The organism is Streptomyces sp. NPDC055099 (assembly GCF_053607685.1).
The window spans coordinates 614397-634526 of record NZ_JBSGUA010000004.1; the positions used below are offsets into that span (position 1 = coordinate 614397).

5 protein-coding genes and 1 pseudogene are annotated in these 20130 nt (G+C 71.2%); 2 read left to right on the forward strand and 4 right to left on the reverse strand.

Annotation, left to right across the window (positions count from 1 at the left end; all coding sequences use genetic code 11):
* Nucleotides 1-76: 76 nt before the first annotated feature.
* Together ACWFRU_RS14310 and ACWFRU_RS14315 are read left to right on the forward strand one after the other, a co-directional pair.
* On the forward strand, nucleotides 77-637 hold the full coding sequence (locus ACWFRU_RS14310; RefSeq protein ID WP_453686707.1) for a hypothetical protein: 561 nt from the start codon (nucleotides 77-79) through the stop codon (nucleotides 635-637).
* A gap of 137 nt (nucleotides 638-774) precedes the next feature.
* The gene (locus ACWFRU_RS14315) at nucleotides 775-1170 is read left to right on the forward strand and encodes a hypothetical protein (protein ID WP_453686709.1); all 396 of its coding nucleotides are present in this window, start codon (nucleotides 775-777) and stop codon (nucleotides 1168-1170) included.
* Nucleotides 1171-1264: 94 nt separating this feature from the next.
* On the opposite strand, the gene ACWFRU_RS14320 is transcribed toward ACWFRU_RS14315, so the two are convergent.
* The 4 genes and pseudogenes from ACWFRU_RS14320 to ACWFRU_RS14335 form a co-directional block, all read right to left on the reverse strand.
* Nucleotides 1265-17431 (reverse strand): WXG100-like domain-containing protein, encoded by a 16167-nt coding sequence (locus tag ACWFRU_RS14320; protein WP_453686711.1) that lies wholly within the window; start codon nucleotides 17429-17431, stop codon nucleotides 1265-1267.
* A gap of 96 nt (nucleotides 17432-17527) precedes the next feature.
* Complete coding sequence (locus tag ACWFRU_RS14325; RefSeq protein ID WP_453686713.1) at nucleotides 17528-17899, reverse strand: hypothetical protein; 372 nt, start codon at nucleotides 17897-17899, stop codon at nucleotides 17528-17530.
* A gap of 2 nt (nucleotides 17900-17901) precedes the next feature.
* Entirely contained in the window at nucleotides 17902-18357 is a 456-nt protein-coding gene (locus ACWFRU_RS14330) for a YbaB/EbfC family nucleoid-associated protein (protein WP_453686814.1), read from the reverse strand.
* A 115-nt stretch (nucleotides 18358-18472) separates the two neighbouring features.
* Nucleotides 18473-20130: pseudogene (locus ACWFRU_RS14335) on the reverse strand (AAWKG family protein); the annotation flags it as partial.

Here is a 20130-nt window from a genome sequence, read left to right on the forward strand (position 1 = left end):
CGACGCTAGCAGTCGTCGCGGTGGATTTGAACGGGCTCGAATGCTTTCCGGCGTGAGGTCCCCGCGTGGTGGAGTCGTGACGCCGAACAACGGCAGCAACGTTCACTGCCCGATCCGAGGCGGGCGCCCCGGCACGACGGTGAGGTTGCGCATCCGGCACACGAGGAGCCAGGGAGTGGTCGTCATGGCGAGGTCGAAGGACGCATCGAAGGTGAAGAGCCGCACGAGGAAGGCCGGCGTGGCAGTGACCGCGGCCGTGTCGATTGCCGGGATGGCCTTCGCGGCGACACCCGCGACCGCCGTCGGCGCCGCTGCCGCCACCATCTCAATCGAGTACGGGGCTAGCTACTACAAAGGGACGGCCAGCTGGTCCAACCGGTCGGTCAGTATCGACGGATCGTTCAAGGCCAGCAATTGCCGGCGGGTCTACGCGCGGGCGTTCGCCGGCAGCACCTCGCTGGACTTCAAGAGCACCAGCACCTGGTGCAATCGATCCGGGCCGGCGGACTTCGCCCTTGCCGCGGACGTCGTCGGCGGGTCCGACAACATCTGGGTCTACATGACCGACGAAAACCAGAACTACCTCAAGGGCCAGACCTGTTACCGCGCCGGTTACTGCGTCGACGGCCTGCGCTAGTACCGCAACGGTAGGCGTCGCCGCGAAGCGGACCGCGGCTTCGCCGAACCGGTTCGTCCCCGGCCCGTTTCACTTCAACCGGTGGATGCCGCACGCGACCGCGTGCCGGGCACCGCAGTCCCTATCCTGGAGATCGCATGAAGACTCATCTCGCCGCCGGTCTCGGTTCCATCGTGTTGACCGCGGGCACCTTGCTGGGCGCTCCCGCCGCCGGCGCGCAGACCGCCCCCTACCCGAGCACCTCTTTCGACGTCACGATCGGCGCCAGCTCCGTCCGCGGCACCCTGACTTGGCGCGACCGCTCGGTCGGGGCCGCCGGAACGCACCGGGCCGCCGGCTGCGGCAGGGTGCTGTTCAGCACGTACGGTGCCTCTGGCAGCGTACTCGGCACTGTGAGCAGCGGCACTCGGTGCAACGTGACATACCAGTTCAGGCACGAGTTGCCTGCCGATGCGCCCGGCGGGGTGGCGTCTGTCAGGATCTGCCTTGAGGCGAACACGGCACTCGCGTGCGAGTGGTACAACCGGCCCTGACCCGCCCGAATTGCAGGCGTGGTCACGCAGGCGGAATTCCCGGGCTCGTCATGCGAACGACTTCTTGACCCGGCTTCGGCAAGAACAAGAGGGATCAGTCCCTACCGGCCTGCTGTTGAATGCTGTCGCCGCGGTTGTTGGTGCCGACGCTCGTGGCCAGGGCGGCGAAGTCACCCAGCACACCGAACCTGCCCTTGTCGGCGGGCAGCAAGGCGTGCAGGGGGCTGTCCGGCGCGAGCTGCTCGGCCAGTTGTGCCTTGTAGGCGTTGTAGGACCTGGCCGTGTAACTGGGATCGGTGACCGCCCGCGCCCGGTGGTCATTGGTCACCGCGATCGACGCCAAGTCCATCAGATAGGTGTCGATCAGATCGGTCACGTCCTTCGCCTTGGCGCCCCCCACCCCAACCCGCGCATGCTGAGCCAGCACCTGCGCCATCTCTATGACGATGTCGCGGTAAATGCCATGCCGGATGGTGTGCGGGAACGCCGCCATCACGTGATCCGCCTGACCCGCACCCTCGGTGTTCATGAACCGCGGCGTCTTCAAAGATTCCAGACCGGGCACCAGCAACGGCATCCCCGCATACAGGTCCTCCTCTTCGGGAATCTTCGTGTTCGCCGAGGCCAGCGGATGCAGGCCGATCTCGTGCGCCAGCATCCCCATCACATAACCGATGTCGTACTTCTCGAAGTAATAACTCGCCAGGTTGATCTCAACGCCCGCGTCACCCAGGTCACGCACGTCGGCCGGGGTCTCCGTCGTCCGCACATGCAGCGTGATCCGGACCGGACGGCCACCGACGAAGCTGTTGATCGTGCCGTGCTCGTCCAGCAACTCGACGATCCGGACCGCCTTCTCGACGTACTTGTCCGCCTGATTCAAGTTGGTGAACTCGAAATTCCCCAGCTTGAAAGGACGGAGGTCCGCTTCCGGCGGTGCGGCAGGGGCATTGTCCGAGTCCTGCGGCATGTGGGCCGGGACCTCGGCGGCCTCCATACCGTCGTCGGCCGGCCGGGGAAGGGAGACCGGGTCGACCCAGATGGACTCGCGCGATTCCTCGACGGCGGAGCTGCGGGCTGCCGACCACTCCTGGTCGGTGTCGTGCTGAGGCGCCGGGGTCACGTCGCCGATGAGCGCCCCGAGCAGGGCCAGGTGCCGGTCGCGCAGCCCGGAAGGGGCGAGGGACGGGTCTTCGGGTGCCTCGTTGAGGTTGCCGAGGAGGCTGCCGAGGATGTGGGGGCGATGCGGGGAGTCGGTGTCCCGGTACTCGTCGCGCAGGCCCAACTGGTGGGTGAGCTCATGCACCAGCTGCACCGGGGCGGCATCGGCCCACCAGGTGATCTGATCCATCGCCTCGTCGCGGCCCGCCAGGTTCACGGTCAAGTGCGGGGCATCGGCGGGGTCGACGTACTCGACGGTCACGTGCAGCCGGTCGCCGTTGAACAGGCGGTACTCCGGATCGTTCAGGAACTCCTCCACCCCTGAACTGAGTTGGTCGAACACGTGCGAAGCCTGGTCGTTGGTGCCGCGCAGCGCGACCCGGACCGTGAGGTCGGTGACCGGCTCGCCCTGGTACGAGAACCGCCGGACATCGAAGCCCGAACGCACCACGAATCGGGGACGGCTGTCACGCGGCCCTCTGTTCGGGGTGGCGGACGGCGCGGTCTGCGGAAGCCTGGGGCGTGCCTCGCCGGTGTTGGCGTCTGTTGCCCGGGCAGCGGGCGGTTGGATGCTGTCGCCGCGGTTGTTGGTCGCGATGCTGGTGGCGAGTTGAGTGAAGGACCGCGCGACGCCGAACAGGCTCTTGTTCGACGGCAGAAGGTCTCGAAGCGCAGGATTCTCCGCCAACTGGGCCTGGAGCATCTCCTTGTAGGCGTTGTAGACCCTCGCCGTGTAGTTGGGCTCCTTGACGGCATTCACCCGATAGTCGCTGGTGACCGCGATGGAGGCGAGATCCATCAGATAGGTGTCGAAGAGGTCGGTGACGTCCTGGGACTTGGCTCCCGCCACGCCGACACGTGCGCGCCGAGCGAGCACCGTGGCCATCTCTATGACGATGTCGCGGTAGATGCCGTGCCGGATGGTGCGGGGGTAGGCGGCCATGATGTGGTCGGCCTGACCCGCTTCCTCGGTGTTCATCGCGCGCGGTGTCGCCAGGTCGGTCAGTCCCGGCACGGGCAGCGGCATGCCTTGGTACGCCTGCTCCTGCTCGGGAATGTCCGTGTTGCGGGACGCCAGAGGGTGCAGGCCGATCTCGTGGGCCAGCATGCCCATCACGTAACCGGTGTCGTACTTCTCGAAGTAGTAGCTGGCCAGATTGATCTGCACACCGTCATCACCCAGGTCGCGCACGTCGGCCGGGGTCTCGGTCGTGCGCAGGTGCAGGGTGATGCGGACAGGGCGGCCGCCGACGTAGCTCTTGATGGTGCTGTGCTCGTCGAGCAGCTCGATGATGCGGACCGCCTTGTCGATGTACCGGTCCGTCTGATTCAGGTTGGTGAACTCGAAGTTCCCCAGCTTGAAGGGGCCCGGGTCGTCGGCGCTCTCGGTGGTGTCGGTGTTGGCCTGGGGCAGTCTGGGGCGGGCCTCGCCCGGATTGCCTACGGTGTTGGTGCCGGTCTGGTCGGGGGCGGCGGGTTGTTGAATGCTGTCGCCGCGGTTGTTGGTGCCGACGCTCGTGGCCAGGGCGGCGAAGTCACCCAGCACACCGAACCTGCCCTTGTCGGCGGGCAGCAAGGCGTGCAGGGGGCTGTCCGGCGCGAGCTGCTCGGCCAGTTGTGCCTTGTAGGCGTTGTAGGACCTGGCCGTGTAACTGGGATCGGTGACCGCCCGCGCCCGGTGGTCATTGGTCACCGCGATCGACGCCAAGTCCATCAGGTAGGTGTCGATCAGATCGGTCACGTCCTTCGCCTTGGCGCCCCCCACCCCAACCCGCGCATGCTGAGCCAGCACCTGCGCCATCTCTATGACGATGTCGCGGTAAATGCCATGCCGGATGGTGTGCGGGAACGCCGCCATCACGTGATCCGCCTGACCCGCACCCTCGGTGTTCATGAACCGCGGCGTCTTCAAAGATTCCAGACCGGGCACCAGCAACGGCATCCCCGCATACAGGTCCTCCTCTTCGGGAATCTTCGTGTTCGCCGAGGCCAGCGGATGCAGGCCGATCTCATGCGCCAGCATCCCCATCACATAACCGATGTCGTACTTCTCGAAGTAGTAACTCGCCAGGTTGATCTCAACGCCCGCGTCACCCAGGTCACGCACATCAGCCGGGGTCTCCGTCGTCCGCACATGCAGCGTGATACGGACCGGACGACCACCGACGAAGCTGCTGATCGTGCCGTGCTCATCCAGCAACTCGACGATCCGCACCGCCTTCTCGACGTACTTGTCCGCCTGATTCAAGTTGGTGAACTCGAAATTCCCCAGCTTGAAGGAACGGAGGGACGGCTCCGGCGGCGTGGCAGGGGCCGTGTCCGAGGAAGTCGTGGGGACGGCCGCGTTCGCCTCGTTGCCGGACAGTGTGCTCAGTTCGTACGCCTCCTCCTCCAGGAGACCGGGGAGGTCGCTGCCGGTCGGCGACGGAGGCAGCGGGACGGCCGCGGGGTCCTGGGAGTCCGGGGCGGGTGCCGGGGGCGCCGGAGTCTGCGGTTTCAGGGGTACGAAGTCTCCGCCCCGGCGGCGGAGCCGGATGTGCGGGCCGCTTTCGCCGCCCGGGCCCGTGTAGCTGTGGGCGGTTCCGTTCTCCTCGATCAGGGTGACGGTCGTGCCGGTCGCGGTGGCGGCCCACTCCGCCACCGCACGGTCCGCTCCGGGGCCCCACGGAGCTTCGGCGAGGTGGCGGCGCAGGTGACCGTCGCGGGCGTCCTGGCTCGGCGTCGGCGCGCCGGAGGGAACGCGCAGGGGCGGGGGCGTGAAGAGGGAGTCGCGCTCCGCCCGGTCGCCGGGCAGGCCGTTCAGGCGCATCAGCTGGGCGGGCGTCGCCTCGGCGCGGATGCGCAGCCGCGCCGCCTGCCTGGGGTCAAGGCCAGGCTCCCGCGCGGCCTGACGCATCGCGGTGGACAGCGCGCCGAAGAAGCCGTTGCCGCGGCCGGTGGGGGCACCCTGGGTATAGGTGGCTCCGTCAGGTGCGGTGAGGACACCGTCGCGAGCGAGGCGGTAGCGCGGGCCGCTGCTGTCGACGGGCGGCAGCCAGGGCGCGGTGGTGTGGCTGCGGTGCACGGGCGGCTTCACCGAGTTTCCCGCATCCGTACCGGACTCGGCGGCGGTCGTCGCACCGGGCAGCGCGGTGGCGACCGGAACCGGAGCGCCGGGCGGGAGCGCGGCGGAGAAGAAGCCCCCGGTGGTGAAGAGGACCGGGTCGGCGGCCGGGTCTACGGCGGCCGGGTCAGTGCCGTGTGGCAGGAAGAGCTGGTCGCGGCCTTCACCGGTCACCACGGTGAGCGGCGTGCCGAGGACCCGGGCGGCGAGGGCGGGCAGCAGGTCGGCGCCCCCGTGGTCGCCCGCCCGGCGCTCGGGAGGTGCGCCGTCCGGGCGCGGGGTGCCGTCCTGGCGCGGCTCGGCGGCGAAGGGGCGTGCCAGGGCCGCGACGGCAAGCGCCGCCCGCTGTCCGGGAGTCGGCCAGTAGGTCTGAGGGAGCCTGCCGAAGGCGTCGAACTCGGCCTGCTGGGCGGGGGTGAACCGCACGCCCGTGAAGTCCAGTTCGTCCTGGGTGAAGGTGTCCGCGGCATCCAGGGCGAGGGCGTCGAGCAGGTCCTCGTTGCCGTCGTCGCCAAGGGCCAGGGCGAGGCGGTCGCGGGCGGCGCCGATGGCTTCGGCGGTGACCGCCGGGTCGCCGGGGGTGTTCGCGAACCGGCCGGCGAGGTCCTTGCCGAGCAAGTAGGGCAGTCGGCCCCGGTTGCCGGCGGTGGCAAGGAGCGCGTGGAAGAACGAGGCGCCGTCGTGCGGCATGTCGTGCACTTCGCGCACCGTGGCGCCGTCCGGCGAAGTGATGGTGCGCGGTCCGGGGGTGGTGCCCTCGGTGCTGACGCCGTCCGTGATGACGTACGGCTCGGGTGCCTCGGACCGCCAGGCCGGCTCGGTGTACTTCCGCGGCAGGTCCGGCGCCGGGCCCGAGGCCGGGTCCTGGTGGTGGGCGGTGAGGCGGGAGGCGGCGAGGTGCAGCCGGTGGTGGTCCGCGGCGGCGGCGTCGGTGTGCAGGCCCCAGCGGTGGACCTCTTGGCGGGCGGCCTGCCAGGAGACGACGGCGGGGGACCAGATCATGTCCTGCGGAAGATCGGCCGGCGGGCCGGAGTTGTCGTCGCCGAGTGCGGCCTGTTCCTCCGGGCTCAGGTCGAGCCATGCCTCACGGGCCCGCGCGCGGGCGTCGTAGTAGCCCTTCTCGGCCGTGGCGAGGTCGGCCGCGGCCTTGGCCTGGTCGTCCCAGGCGGTGCGGGCCTCAGGGGGGAACGTGGTGTCGTCCAGGAGACCGTAGTCGCGGGCGAGGTCCTCGCGCAGCCAGACGAGGGCGGTGGTCTCGGCCTCGGCGGCGCGCGGGCCCCGCTTGGCCTTGCCGAGCGCGTGCAGCGGGCGGCTGTCGGTGAACCGGTGGTCCACCTCGGCGACCGCGAGCCAGCTCACCGGCAGCGCGAAGAGCATGCTGCGGTCGGTGACGACCTTGACGTGGGTGCCCAGGGTGGTGTCGGCGGCGCCCTTGAGCGTGGTGCCGTCGTTCGTGCCGCCGATCGGGACCGTGGCACCCGGGTTGGTCACACCGGCGTTGCTGTTGCCCGCGAGGGGTGCGGTGCCCACGGCGCCCTCGACGTTGTCGGTGATGCCTGCCTCGGACGCGTCGGAGGTTTTCGCCCGCTGCATGGCCTCCATGCGCGGCTTGTTCTCCACGGCCAGCAGGCGGGCGCCGTTGCGGTGCATCGTCGCGTAGAGGCGGGAATCAGCGGTGTGGGACTGGCCGAAGAGGTGCGACGAGGCCTGGGTGGGCAGCGGTGCGCCGTGCGTGCCGAGCGCCTCGCGGAAGCCCGCGGTCAGGCCGACTTGAGTGGTGGCCTCCTCCTGGGCCTGGGCGGGCGCGGTGCCGATGCCGGTCAGCGAGGTGAGGTGGGCGATGCGCACACGGGCGTCGAGGGTCGCGCCGGTGTGCCGCTCGCCGAGGTCGCTGTCGCCGATGCCGTCGGCGCGCGCGGTGGCCAGTGTCAGGGCGTCCTGGACGTTGGCCGCGCCGCGGATGTCCACGGCGAGGATGCCGGAGCCGATCTGGTCGTCGAAGGGCAGTATGTCGGACGCGGCGCCGTCGGTGGAGGTGTTGCGCCAGGCGGAGATGTTCTCCGGGCGGGCCTGTTCGGCGGTCAGCATCCGCACCGCGCGCTCGGGCTTCGGCACGTCCTGCTCGGTGAGGGCGCCGTCGGCACCGTCGCCGTCCGGGGTGAGCAGGCTCGCCGGGAGGATCTCGTTGAGGCTGCCGACGGGAGTGGCGTCGACGCGGGGGGCGAGCTGATCGCCGCTCGCGTCCGTCATGGTGACGGTCAGGGTGTAGCTGGTGATGATCTCGGCGTGCGCCTGGGTGGTGGCGATGTTCGGCATCGAGGTGGTGCCGGCGGTCTCGGTGCGGGTGCTCGCCCGCTGCTTGGCCGCGGTGCCCTGGAGCGACGGATGGGCGATCAGAATGCCGCTGTCCGCGGCGCGCTCGCCTCCGCTGAGCGTCACGTCGGCGCCGCGGTCCTGCGAGGTGCCGTCGGCGTTGTCGCGGGCGATGGTGCGGTAGTCCTCCAGCTCGAAACCGGTGCGCAGCCTGTCCACGGTGGTGGTGACCGGGGTCAGCTCGAACCGGAGCCGACCCGGGCTGCCGCCGACCGGCAGGTGGAACGGGCTCGACCAGGTGCGGTAGCGCACCGGAAGGGTCATCCCGCCGGTCGTCAGCTCGTGCAGATGCGCCTGGAGGAAGTCCGGGGAGAGCCGCTGCAGGGCCTGCTCCTGGTCGTGCGAGGACACCCCGATCTTCGCCAGCTGGTCCGTCAGCTGCCGCGCGGCGCCGCTTGCGTCGAGTTGGCCGGTGGGATGGGTCGGGAAACGGCGGTCGCGCAGGTAAGGGGGCAGCCGGTAGCCGCCGCCGAGATTGTGCGGGGTGGTGGTGCCGAGGCCGTCCGGGGCGAGACCGGCCTCGATGACGTCCTGCATCGGCAGGTGGAACATCACCGCGTCGCGGATGCGTTGGAGCGCGGCGGCGGCCGGGCGCGGGGCGAAGCTGTCGCCGAGGCGCCCGGAGAGCCGCCCGGCCGCGGAGCTGATGCGGGCCCCGGCGCGGGTACCTGCCGCGCCCATCGCCGCCGTCCAGCGGTCCCGTACCGCGACGGTCTCGGTGGCGTCGGCGACCACCAGGTACATCCGCCCCGCGAAGGAGAGGGTGGTGTTGCGGCCTCGGGTGAGGGTCTGCGCGATGCCGCGGCCCTTGCCCCACGCGTACTGCAGGGCGGTCGAGTAGGAACCGATCACCGCCTGTTGGCCCGGCGCCTGCTTCAGCGGCATTTCGGTGCCCTGGAGGCCGAGAGTGGTGTGGGTGACGGTGCTCGCGCTGCCCAGGACGCGGTGCTCGTTGCCCACGGTGGCTTCGAGGCTCGCGGGCTTCGGGTCGCTCTTGACCCGGAAATTCTCCAGTTCGCCGCGGACCGCCGCCTTGAGGTAGTGGGTGCGGAAGGGCCCGGCGCCGTTGAGCCCGGTGACGCGGGACCCGAACGGGCCCAGGTACTGGCCCAGTTGTCCGGCCACGCTCAGGTTCGCCATCGCCCGGCGCAGCGCGGTGCGCACGGGGGCGCCGGGCGCGCTGACGTGCCAGGAGGTGCCCGAGGCGCGGTCGGCGGTGTCCTGCATGAGCTCCTGGCGCTGCGGTCCGCCCTCGGTGCTGAGCACCACGTGCGGGACGCTCAGCAGCTTTTCGGTGAGCTGCCGGTCGGTGGGGTTCACCCTCGTCAACGGGGGCACGCCGTCCAGGAGTTGGTCCGCCTCGACGGAGGAGAGGTGCTGCGGCACGGGGGCCGCGGCCGTCGGCGCCGTCGTGCCGGGCGGAGGGTCGGCGGGCGCGTGGCGGTCGGAGCCGTGCGCGGAGGGCACGGCGAGTTCCACCCGGCCGACGGTCTCGTCGCCCCGGCTGAACAGCGGCTGTTCCTCGACCTTGCTGACGAAGACACCCGCGCCGAGCAGGCCGACCGAGGCGAGCCTGGCCCAGCCGCGCGGGCGGCGGTGGCCCTCGAAGGAGGCGCTCAACTCCACCTGGTAGCTGTAGAGATCGGCACCGGTCTGGAACATCAGATGGTCGTGGGTGACCGCGACCGTGTTCCTCGTCGCCTTCTGGTCGGTCCTCGCGTGCCGTACGCCGACTGCCACGCTGCCCGCCTGGCGCGGAAGGCCGACATCGGCCACCTTGTCGTGGTCGCGCGGCGAGACGCCGAGCTCGACACCGCCGGAGAGGGTGGTGGACGCCTGCTGCCCCTGCCCCGAGACCTCGGTGCCGATCACCGCGTTGCGCAGCGCGCGTTCACTCATCGTGGTCTCGAACTGCCGGTCGGTGAGACGCGCCTTCAGGATGAGCGTGTGGTGGCCGCGGCGTACCTTGCCGTCCTCGGTGAGGGTGACCGGCACTCCGGTGGTGGTCAGGTCGTCCAGACTCTGCGCCAGGGTGGGCCGGTTCAGCGCCTCGCGCACCTGGCGGTCGTTGTGCAGCGCGGTCCGCATCCGCCCGTCGCCGTACCAGAACTTGGCGAGGCGCGGGTGCCGCAGCATCATCGGCGGAACGAACAGCGACGGGTGGGCGCGGTGCAATGTGTCCAGGACGGAGTCCGCGAAGGCCCGCATGGGGTCTTGGGGGGCGGGTTGCTGAGGCTGCTGAGACTCGGCCTGGGCCTGGGACTCGGGCAGCGGCTGGGACTCGGGCTGCGGGTGCGGCTGCACCTGTGCCTGCGGCTGGGTCTGCGGCCGTACGGGCCAAAAGCCCTCGGCGCGGACCTGGCCGCTCAGGTGCACCGGATCCTCCCGCGAGAGGTACCACGGCACCGGCGGCTCGGCGTACGGGTCAGGCCCCGCCTGGCCCGGCGTGCGGCTGTCCCAGCCCGCGAGGCGCCGCGCGTCCTGGGTGGAGATCCAGTCCAGGCTGACCACCCGGACCGGACGGGCCGCCGACGGTGGCTCGCCGGGCTTGCGCACCATCAGGGTGCGCTCCACCCGATAGAGCGCGACCGGGGTGTTGCGGACGCGGCCGGTGGTCTTCCGGGCAGCGTCGGCACCCAGGTAGTGGCCGCGCCCGGTGGTGAGGTCGGCGCGGACCAGCGGGCCGCCCTGGAGGCGTACGTCGGTGTCCGGGCCGACAAGGGTGTAGTTCGGCCCCGCGGTGACCTGGACGCCCAGGCGGGTGTCACGGACGTGACCGCGCTCGTTCTGGTACGTGGTCTGGGTGAGCTCGCGCAGCTCCGCCTTGACCGACTCGGTGACCAGGGTGGCCCGGTGCGGCACCGAACGCTCCACGATCAGATGCCCGAGGGGATGCTGCCCGCTGCCCCGGCTCAGCTCGGGCCCGGTCACCGGCCCGGCGAACCGGCCGAACAGCGCGAGCAGCCGCCCCGGCCGGACGTACGAGACGAGGGTGCGATGCGCGGAACTGCCGGGCCTGGCGCCGGACATGGCCAGCGCCACGTCTTCCGGGGGGTCCGTGAGGTGCAGCCCGGTGGTGTCGACCATCCGCGGCTCGACCCCGTCCGGGAACGTGAGCGTCTTTGGCGCACGCCGGGGCCCGCTGTACGGCACGGTGAGGTCGTCCGGCAGCCGCCAGCTCAGCCCGTCGCGCATCGCGAACTCCGCGGCGTGGACCTGGATGCGCCTCCAACTGGGCTTTGAGGGAGCTGACTTGGACCCCTCTGACTGGTTGGGCTGGTCGGTCGGCCCAGTGGACGCCCGTGGCCCTTCGGTCACGCGGTCGACCCGCACCCGGTAGTGGACGTCGTCCAGGTGCAGATGCGATCCCTCGTGGGCGCGCCACTCGGTCTGGTTGTACGCCGCGGTCCCCTGCGCGTAGTCGGTCCTGCGGGTCCAGCCCAGCGAAACCCCCAGCTTCAGGAGCCAGTTGAGCGGCGGTCCCATGCTCAGACCGCCGGCGATCCGGCGCCCGAATCCGACGCTGCGCCCGCCGCCGGTACCGGACTGGCCGCGCCGCGCGGTGTCGACGCGAACGGTGCCGCCACCGATGTCGGAGAAGCGTTCCCACCGGTTGTACGGGATGGCCTCGACCGTCATCTCGTGGCCGACCCCGGACTTCTCGCGTCCCACGAAACGCGCGCCGCGGGGGGCGGTGAAGGCGCCGGGCTGCTCGGTCAGCAGGTGCAGCAGTTCCGCCTCGTCGAACTGGCCGCGCAGCTTCGTCGGCAGCTTGCCAAGGATCTCCTCGGCCACCTGCTCCGGGGAGCGCAGGGTGGTGGTGCCCGGCCCGGTGAGCAGTCCGGCGGGACCTTGTGGCACGGCTCCGGCCGCCGGGTCGGTGTCCGGGCTGATCAGGACCGTGGGCAGTCGGCTGCCGTCCTCGAAGGTGACAGTGGACGGCACCGCGCCCGGCGGCCTGGCGTCCGGGCCGGTCAGCAGCCGGGCCGGCCGGTACCGGTCGAGTTGGGTCTCCAGCGGTACGAGGTCGCCCGGGTCGGGGGTTGTGCCGGGGTCGGAGACGTCCGCGGGCGGGACGGTCGGGTCCGGGGTGGTTTCCGGTACGGGGGCGAGCGGGGCCGAGGCCGGGATCAGCGCGTCGTAGTGGTCGGTGCCGTTGTAGGCCAGGTGCAGGGCGGGGCCTTGGCCGCCCGGGTTGAGGGTGTTGACGCGCGTGTTCCCCGGTGCGGGTGTCTGCGGGTCGGGCTGGACGAGCCGCAGGTCGAGGTCGAGGGTGTGGGCGAGGGCCTCCGGGAGCAGATCGGCGAAGGGAGAGGCCCACAGTGCGGAGAGCTCGGCCGCCGAGGCCACGAGCCCCTTGGCGCCGAGCCGCTTCGCGTCGGCGGGAGTGGGCGCCACGTCGGCGAGGTGCGGGTAGTCGCTCTCCCGGAGAATCCGCTGCCACTCGTCGGTGTCGCCGTCGGTGACGACGTCCTGCGCGATCCGGTTCCAGAGCCGGGTGATGCGGCTCTGCTCGGCGGGGTCCCGCACCCCGGCGATGGCGCGCATCCGCAGGTCGTCCACCACGGCGAAGACCGGGTCCGGGAACGCCAGGGCCACGGTGTCGCCCAGTTCCGACCCGGTGATCCGGTCGCTCAGCAGGCGGCGCAGTCCGGCGACGTTCCTCGCGGCCCAGGCGGGTGGTGTGTCCTGACCGCGCGCGCTGTCGAGCAGCGACCGGAAGAGGCAGTTGCCGCCGCCCGGTGTGTCGAGCCGCCGCAGGGCAAGGCCGTCCGCGTGCACGATGTCCGCGGTGCCGGGTGCGGCCTTGCTGAGGAGGGTCACATCCTGGGCGGGGCTCTCCGGGCGGCTCTGTGCGGGCGCCAGATCGGGCCTGCGGCGGGCCAGTTCGACGGTGTCCTCGGGGCTGAGGCCCAGCTCGGACAGCGGCAGCGGGGTGCCGGAGAGCGACCAGGTGATCTGCGCGGAGGGCGCGTAGGCCAGACCGCGTACGTCCTCCGGCGAGACCAGGGTGGTCGGCGGGAGCACGGGGGGCGGCGGGGGCAGCAGGGCGTCCAGGGTCGCTTCGGGGCCCGAAGTGCCGCGCAACTCGGCTGCGGCAACGAGGAATTCGGTGTACTGCTCGGTAGTGGGGTCGACCCCCGCGTCGGGGGTGGCTCCGCCGATCACACCGCTTCGGTCGACGACCATCCGGCGCAGCAGGTCCGGTGTCATGCGGCCGTCGCCGTAACGCGCCGCGGTATCGGGACTCAGCCAGCGCAGGCCGTCCACGAATGCGAGCCCGACGAGCAACTCGGCGTTTTCCGGCTGCTGTTCCGCGTCCGGTCCAAAGGTGTCGCGCAAGGTGCGGATCTGCTGGAGAGTGCGCGCCCGGGCAAAGGCGTCGGCCGGGTCCGGCCCCGTGTGCAGGCCCGCGGCACGCGCGAGTGCGTCCAGGTCGGCGCCGCTGGGCTCCGGGGTGAAGAGCCGCCAGCGCCCCGGCCCGTCCGGACCCTCGGTGAGCACCGCGCGGACAGCACCGTCCCGGTCGCGGGCCGTGCCCACCTCGGTGGTGGGCGCGTACACCGGCCGCCCGGTGCGGTTCGCCACGTGCTGCGCCACCGGCAGGCCCGCGATCTCGGGCTGCCGTCCGGTCTCGCAGGAGAACAGCACCAAGGGCCGGTCCTGATCACCGTCCGGAGCCCAGGACTTGAGAACTTCACCGAGCTGTACGCCGCTGACCTTGACGGTCGGTCGCCGCGCGTCCTCGGCACCAAGCGTGACGGTACGGGGCGTGCCATGCGCTGCGAAATAGTCGGCGCCCCGCTGAGTGCCTGCGCCCGGTAGCGGGGCCGGCGGCCCGGTGAACACCGTACGCCTGACGGGCGGGGCCGCCGCCTTCTCCGGAGCCGGGCTCGGGGCCGGGTCCGGGTGGGCGGAGGTGACACGGACGCCGCGGAAGATGTCCTCGCCGAGCAGCGCGCGACGCCCCGCACTGTGCGCCGTACCGTCCTCGGCCACACTCTGCGAGATGGTCAACGTCTGCACGGCCCGCCCCGGTTGGGGCCCTGTGCTCGCGTCCGGCACCCAGCGCCGCAGTTGGGCGACGGGCACGGTGTGGCCGTCCAGAGTGGTGACGACCGGCTCACCCGCGGGTCGCGCGGGGGTGGTCCCGCCAGCTGGGGTCTCGGTACTGCTCGCGGGCCGCACGACGATCCGTCCCGTGGGCGGGAGCCCGACGGGGGGTGCCGCCGGGGAGTTGTCCGGCGTGGCGGACGGTGGGGGCGGCGGAGTGCCGCCGTTCCCGGGTCCGCGTCCGCCGCCTGCGTCACCGTCGCCTCGGCCCGACTCCAGGTGCAGGTCGGTGGCTGGTTCGGACCAGGGGCGGGACAGGGTGGCGAGCTTGGTGTCGCCGGGGTCCGCGGGGCTGACGGCGTCCGGATCAACCCCGTGGTCAAGCACCGCAGTTGGCGGCGCATCGGAGACCGTCTTGGGGCGGCCGTCCGGGGCGGGGGCGGCATTGTGGCCGTCAGGCGTCGCGCTGCTCTGCGTGGCGGGGTCGGGTATCGCGGAGGGTGCCGGGCCGAGGGCGTGAGCGAGCGGCAGCAGTACGTCCGCGCCGGGGAACTCGGTGTCCGGGGCGCCGGTGCCGTCCGGCGGCGGGGCGGCCGGCGGTCCGGTGAGCGGGCGGACCCGGACCGGAGTGCCCGGTCCCTCACGGGTCAGCTCGGCGGCGGCGCGTACCGGGGGCCCCGCCCCGTCCAGTGCGACCGCGGGACCGAGTACGACTGCGCGGTCGGCCCCGGCCCCGTCCAGCAACTCCGCGGCCTCCGGCGCCCCCTCCCCCGGCGGCGGCACCTCCGAGACGACGATCGTCAACGGTGACGCCTGCGGGGGCGACAGGCTCCCCGCGGGACCGACGGGGCTGACCTTCGTGTCGCCCCTGTCGGCGTAGGAGCCGGTGGTGCTCACCTTCGGCGGCACGGTGGTGAGGTCGGAGGCCGGGGCGGGACCCCCGGGTGCGGCAAGGGCATCGGGGGAGCTCGACATACCGCTGTCCCGCGCGGAGTTGGTCGACTCCGGTGAGGCAGTGCCATCTGCGGGAGTGGTGGTCTCCATGGGTCGAGTGGTCGCCGGGGCATCGTCGGTGGTGGCCCGCGAGCCGTCTGGGGTACGGGCACCTGAGGGCTGGGTGGCGGAGGGAGTCTGGGTGCCCCCGCCGGTGGAGGTACCGCTCGGCTGGGCGCCTGCCCCCGCGCCGGGCGCTGAGGCCGCACCCATGCCGGGCGAGGCGGAGTTGCCGGGGGCGGGCGAGGCAACAGGCCCGCCGACACCCTGCTCCGCTTCCGGCCCCGCCCCCGTAAGGTCACCGGCTTGCCCGGCCACCCCATCCGGAGAGGTCTGAATGTCGCTGTCCGGAGCACCCACGCCCAGGTTCTCGCTCTGGACGTTGGTGTCCAGGGCGCCCACGCCCGGGTTCTCGGCAGCCGGTCCCGGGGTGACTGCAGTATCCACGCCGGAAGAGGCGGAGTTGCTGGGGGCAGCAGGGTTGCCGGGCACAACGGAGTTACTGGGCACAGCGGAGTTGCTGGGAGCAGAGGAACCGACCGGTCCGCCGACACCCTGCTCCGGCCCCGCCCCCGTAAGGTCGCCGCCCTGCCCGGCCACCCCATCCGGAGAGGTCTGAACGTCGCCGCCCGGAGCACCCACGCCCAGGTTCACGTTCTGGACGTCGCTGCCCGGAGCACCCACGCCCAGGTTCTCGCTCTGAACGTCGCCGTCCGGGGCCCCCGCGCCCGTATTCTCGGGAGTCGCCCCGGGAGCCAAAGCGTCCGGCGCAGTGGTATTGACCGGCGTGTTCGTCGTCGCCGGCGGCGCGCCCACCGTGTTCGGCGTGATCGGGGTATCCACCGTGACCGGGGTGCCGAAGCCGTCGAGGGTCCGGCGGACCTGGTCGGCGTCCACTTGGCCGCCGGGGGTGTTTCCTGCGGGCACCACCCGGACCTCCGGCAGCTGCGACAGGTTGCCATGCAGGCTGTCGCGTACGCCGATCTCGGTGCTGCCGGGCGGTTGCGATCCACGCAGATCGGCGAGGTCGCGCAGCGCTTGGTCGCGGGCCTCGGCGGAGCCGTGGTGGACCTGCTGCCACAGCTCGTTTTCGGCGGCGGTCACGGGCATCGGGCCCGGCGAGTACGGCGGCGGGTTCTCGGCGACGTAGGGCGGGGGTGACTGGCCGTCGGTGAAGTCGCCCTGACCGGTGGTCTGTTGTGGGACCGGCGTGGGCGAGTTGAGCGCCGAGCCGTCACCGCCCGAAGTGCCCGAGGGGCGCGGGGCGCCGTCCGTGCGCCCGGAGCCGTCGCCGGAGCGCGTGGAGCCGTCGGGGTCGGGGCTGCCGCTCGACACGGTGGGCGGCGGCTGGTTGCGGAGGTTGTCGATGGCGTTGCGCAGTTCGGCGCCGGTGTTCAGCGCCCCGCCGGTGAGTGTGGACTCGACCTGGCTGCTGATGCCCGCACCGACGAAGGTGGACCAGCTGGTGGACCAGTCGCCGTCGAAGGCGCCCTTGATCAGGATCTCCGCCAGCGCCTCGCCCGCACCCGCGGCGATGAAGTCGGCCGTGCCCTTGAGCCCGTAGTGCCCCGCCAGCGCGCCCGGCTGGTGGCTGTAGTTGTTCAGCAGGTAGTTGTTCCGCCAGAGATTGGGGTTGTTGGTGAAGGAGAACGGATTGTTCGTCGGGTTGGGACCGCTCCCGGACGGGCCGGGGTCGGGGGTGTTCGGGGTGGGACCAGGTGTGGGAGTGGGGCTGGGGGTCGGGGTGGGTTCCGGGGTCGGCCTGGGGTTCGGCTTGGGGTCCGGGACGTTGTTCTTGAGGTCGGGTGGCGGGGTGTTCGGGCCGTTGGGGTTGTTCTTGAAGTCGTTGCCCGGGCCGTTCTTGAAGAAGTTGCTGTCGTAGCTGTCGACGATGTTCTTCGCGAAGCCGTTGAAGATGCTGGTGAGACCACCGGCGGCGGCACCGAACGCCGCCGACTTGAGGATGTCGTTCCAGTCGAAGCCATCGGGGCGGCGGCCGTCCGGGGCGAAGTTCATCATGGCCAGGCGTACCGCGAAGGTGGTGAACGCCTCGGCGAACGCCTCGGTCAGCGAGGGTGCGATGTGCAGCCGCTGGAGCAGGTGGGTGAGCGTGGTGAGGATCATGAACCGGCTGCGCAGCTTGGCCATCATGATCTGGCTCGCGGACGCGCCGCCGGTGAAGAAGGACATCGCCAGATAGATGGCGATCTCGATGAGCAGCCGGATGACCTCGGCGATGACCTGCCACTTGGACTCCATGATGTCCATGGAGGTCTTGCGGCGGCCTTCGGCGATCTTGTCGAGCTGATCGGCGAATTCGAGCAGGTAGTTCTTGCCGCCTTCGCCGGTGAGCGTGCCCATCGCCTTGGCGTACGACTTCGACAGGTCGTCCGGCATGGACTCGGCGATGTCGTGGACCGACTTGTCGATCAGCGCAGAGATCCTGTTGAGCTTCCGGCCCAGGCCGGAGTAGGGCATCCGGCTGTCGAAGGCGAGGTCCTCGTCCGCGTCGATGAGCTTCTCCCCGGTGAGGATGAAGATCATCGCGTTGACCTCGGGCGAGACCTGGATGCTCACAGCGATCCGCCCGAAAGCCCGCCGGGGAACCCGCACGGGCACCTCACGTCAGCCGCTCCCCGCATGGTGCGGGAGCGGCCGGCGGTGCGGTGGTGGTCAGCGGCGCCCATGCCCGCCCGAGCCGCTGTCGGGACCGCCCGCGTCGATACGGTTCTTGCCCTGCTCGATGTTGTCGAGGTTGTGGTCGCGGGTGTCCTTCATCATGCGGACCTGGCCGATCGTGGCTTCGGTGATGCCCGTCAGCGCGTCGCGGATGGACAGCATGGTGTCCTTGGTGGTCTGCCGCTCCTTCTGCTCCTGCGGCCTGGCCTTCTCGGCGAACTCACCACTCGTGCCGGGCCAGCCGACGGTGGGGGCCAGTTCGTCGAGGAACTCCTCGGTCATGCTCCTGGCCAGGGTGCCGATCTCCTCCAGCTGTTCCGCCAAGGCTTCGATGCGCTGCGGGTCGGCGTAGTACCGCTGTCCCATGGTCAGTTCTCCCCGTCCTCGCCGATCGCGTCCCGCCAGGCGGGGGACGGCTGACTGCCGCGTGTCGTGGCCTCGGCGTCCTCGCGGAGCACCTCCGGGCCGAACATCTTCTCCCAGTCCAGTTCGAAGCCCTTCAGCTCCGGCACTTCGCTGCTGGGCTCGGTGAAGGGAGCCATCGCCTTCATCACGTGACGGTTCATCTTCAAGCGCGCGGCGCCCGCTGCCTCCAGGACGCTGGCGGCCAGTTCCTGGGGCGACATGTCGCGGTACTTGTTCTCCAGGAACTCGATCCCGGTCAGCTCGCCCTGCGGGCCCACGGTGGCGCGGACCGCGCGGTCGGAGGAGAGCACGGCGAACGACGCCTGCCGCAGCTCGCGCTCGGTGCGCGCGATCGCTTCCTGAGCCGTGCGGAGTTCGGCCATCGCCTTCTCCAGACGCTTCTCCAACGGTTCCATCAGGCCCGCGCCTCCCTTCGCCTCGCTCTTCGCGTACGCCCTGGTCTGCCGTACATCAACTGCGTATCTGATCTTGCCTGGTGAGGGCCCGTTACGAAAGCCGGGGCCGGTGGTGCGGTCATCGGCCGATGACCGCCGGGGTGCCGCCCTCCTCGGTGCCCCACACGTCGGCGTCCTCTTCCAGGTAGTCGGTGGAGGTGGTGGACCTGCGGCCCGAGTCCGCTTCCTCCTCGGAGGTGTCGCCGCCGGTGGTCGACACGCGGGATGCCGGGGCCAGGAAGGTGTCGCTGTCCTCCTGGCGGTTCCAGGGGCTGCGTCCTCGGCGCTTGCGCCGCTCGCTCTCCTCCACGGCGTCGACCAGTACGGCACGCACCCGCTCACCGTTGCCCTTCTCGCCGCCCGCGCCCATGCCGCCCATGCCGCCGCCCATCGGCATGCCGGGCGAGCCGGGTGTGCCGGGGGCCCCGGGTGTGCCGGCGCCGCCCGCGGATGCGGCCGGGCTGTTCGGGGAGGCCCCGTCGGACAGCGGGGCGACCCCGCCCGCGCCGAGACCGTCCAGCGACGGGGAGCCGCCGAGGCCCGCGCCGACACCGGCACCGACGGAAGCCGCGCCGCCACCGCCGGAACCCGCGCCACTGCCACCGGCGTTCAGGTCGGGGAGCGTGATGTTCCGGGTGTCGGAGCCGCCGCCACCGGGGCTGTTCAGGCCGTCGGGGATGTCGGGGGTGTTCTTGTTCTCCGCGGAGTTGAGGTCGTGCAGGTCGACCGTCTTGGTGTGGCCCTGCGGATCGGTGACGGTGGCGATGCCGGTGTCGGGGTCGATGACCTGCTTGCTGCCGTCCGGGTATGTGGAGGTGAGCATGCCGTTGTCGAGGGTGGTGACGGAGCCGTCCGGGTTGGTCACCTTCGCCCCGTGGGTCAGATCGGTCAGCGTGGTGCTGCCGTCCGGGTTCGTGGAGGTGAGCATGCCGCTGTCCGGGTCGAAGCTGGCCTTGCTGCCGTCCGGGAACGTGGTGGCGAAGTCACCGTGGTCGAGCGAGGTGTGAGCGCCGGTCGGGGTCTCCAGACCGGATGGGCCGCCGTTGAGATCGCCGAGGTTGCCCAGGTCGCTGATGGACTGGGTGTCCGGACGGGAGTTGAGGCCCCCCAGGTCGCCCAGGTCTCCAAGGTTGCCCGGATTCCCCACGCCGGTATCGCCGTTACCGCCGTTGAGGTTGCCCAGGTTTCCGAGGTTCTGGGTGGTGGTGTGGCCGTTCGGGTCGGTGGTGACCGCCTGGCCGGTCGAGGGGTCGATGCTCTGCCGAGTGCCGTCGGGGAAGCTGGTGGTCAGTTTGCCGTCGTCACCGAGGGAGGTCACCGAGCCGTCCGGGTTCGTCACCTTGGTGCCGTCACCCAGGTTCCGCGTGGTGGTCGACCCGTCCGGGTTCGTGGTGGTGAGCGTCCCGCTGTCCGGGTCGAAGCTGCTCTTGCTGCCGTCCGGGAAATCGGTGGCCAGGTCGCCGCCGGTCAGCCGGGTGTCGGCACCGGTCGGCGAGTTGAGCACGCTGTCCCCTCCTCCGAGACCGCCGTTGATGTCACCGAGGCTGCCCAGGTTGGTCGTGGTGGTGGAGCCGTCGGGGTTCGTGGTGAGTCCCTGGCCGGTCGAGGGGTCCACGCGCTGGACGGTGCCGTCGGGGAAGGTGGTGGTCAGTTTGCCGTCGTCACCGAGGGAGGTCACCGAGCCGTCCGGGTTCGTCACCTTGGTGCCGTCACCCAGGTTCCGCGTGGTGGTCGACC

What these genes read in the sequence shown, in the direction of transcription:
- ACWFRU_RS14315 (WP_453686709.1), top strand. Translation starts at nt 775, where the DNA reads ATGAAGACTCATCTCGCCGCCGGTCTCGGTTCCATCGTGTTGACCGCG.
- ACWFRU_RS14325 (WP_453686713.1), bottom strand. Translation starts at nt 17,899, where the DNA reads ATGGGACAGCGGTACTACGCCGACCCGCAGCGCATCGAAGCCTTGGCG.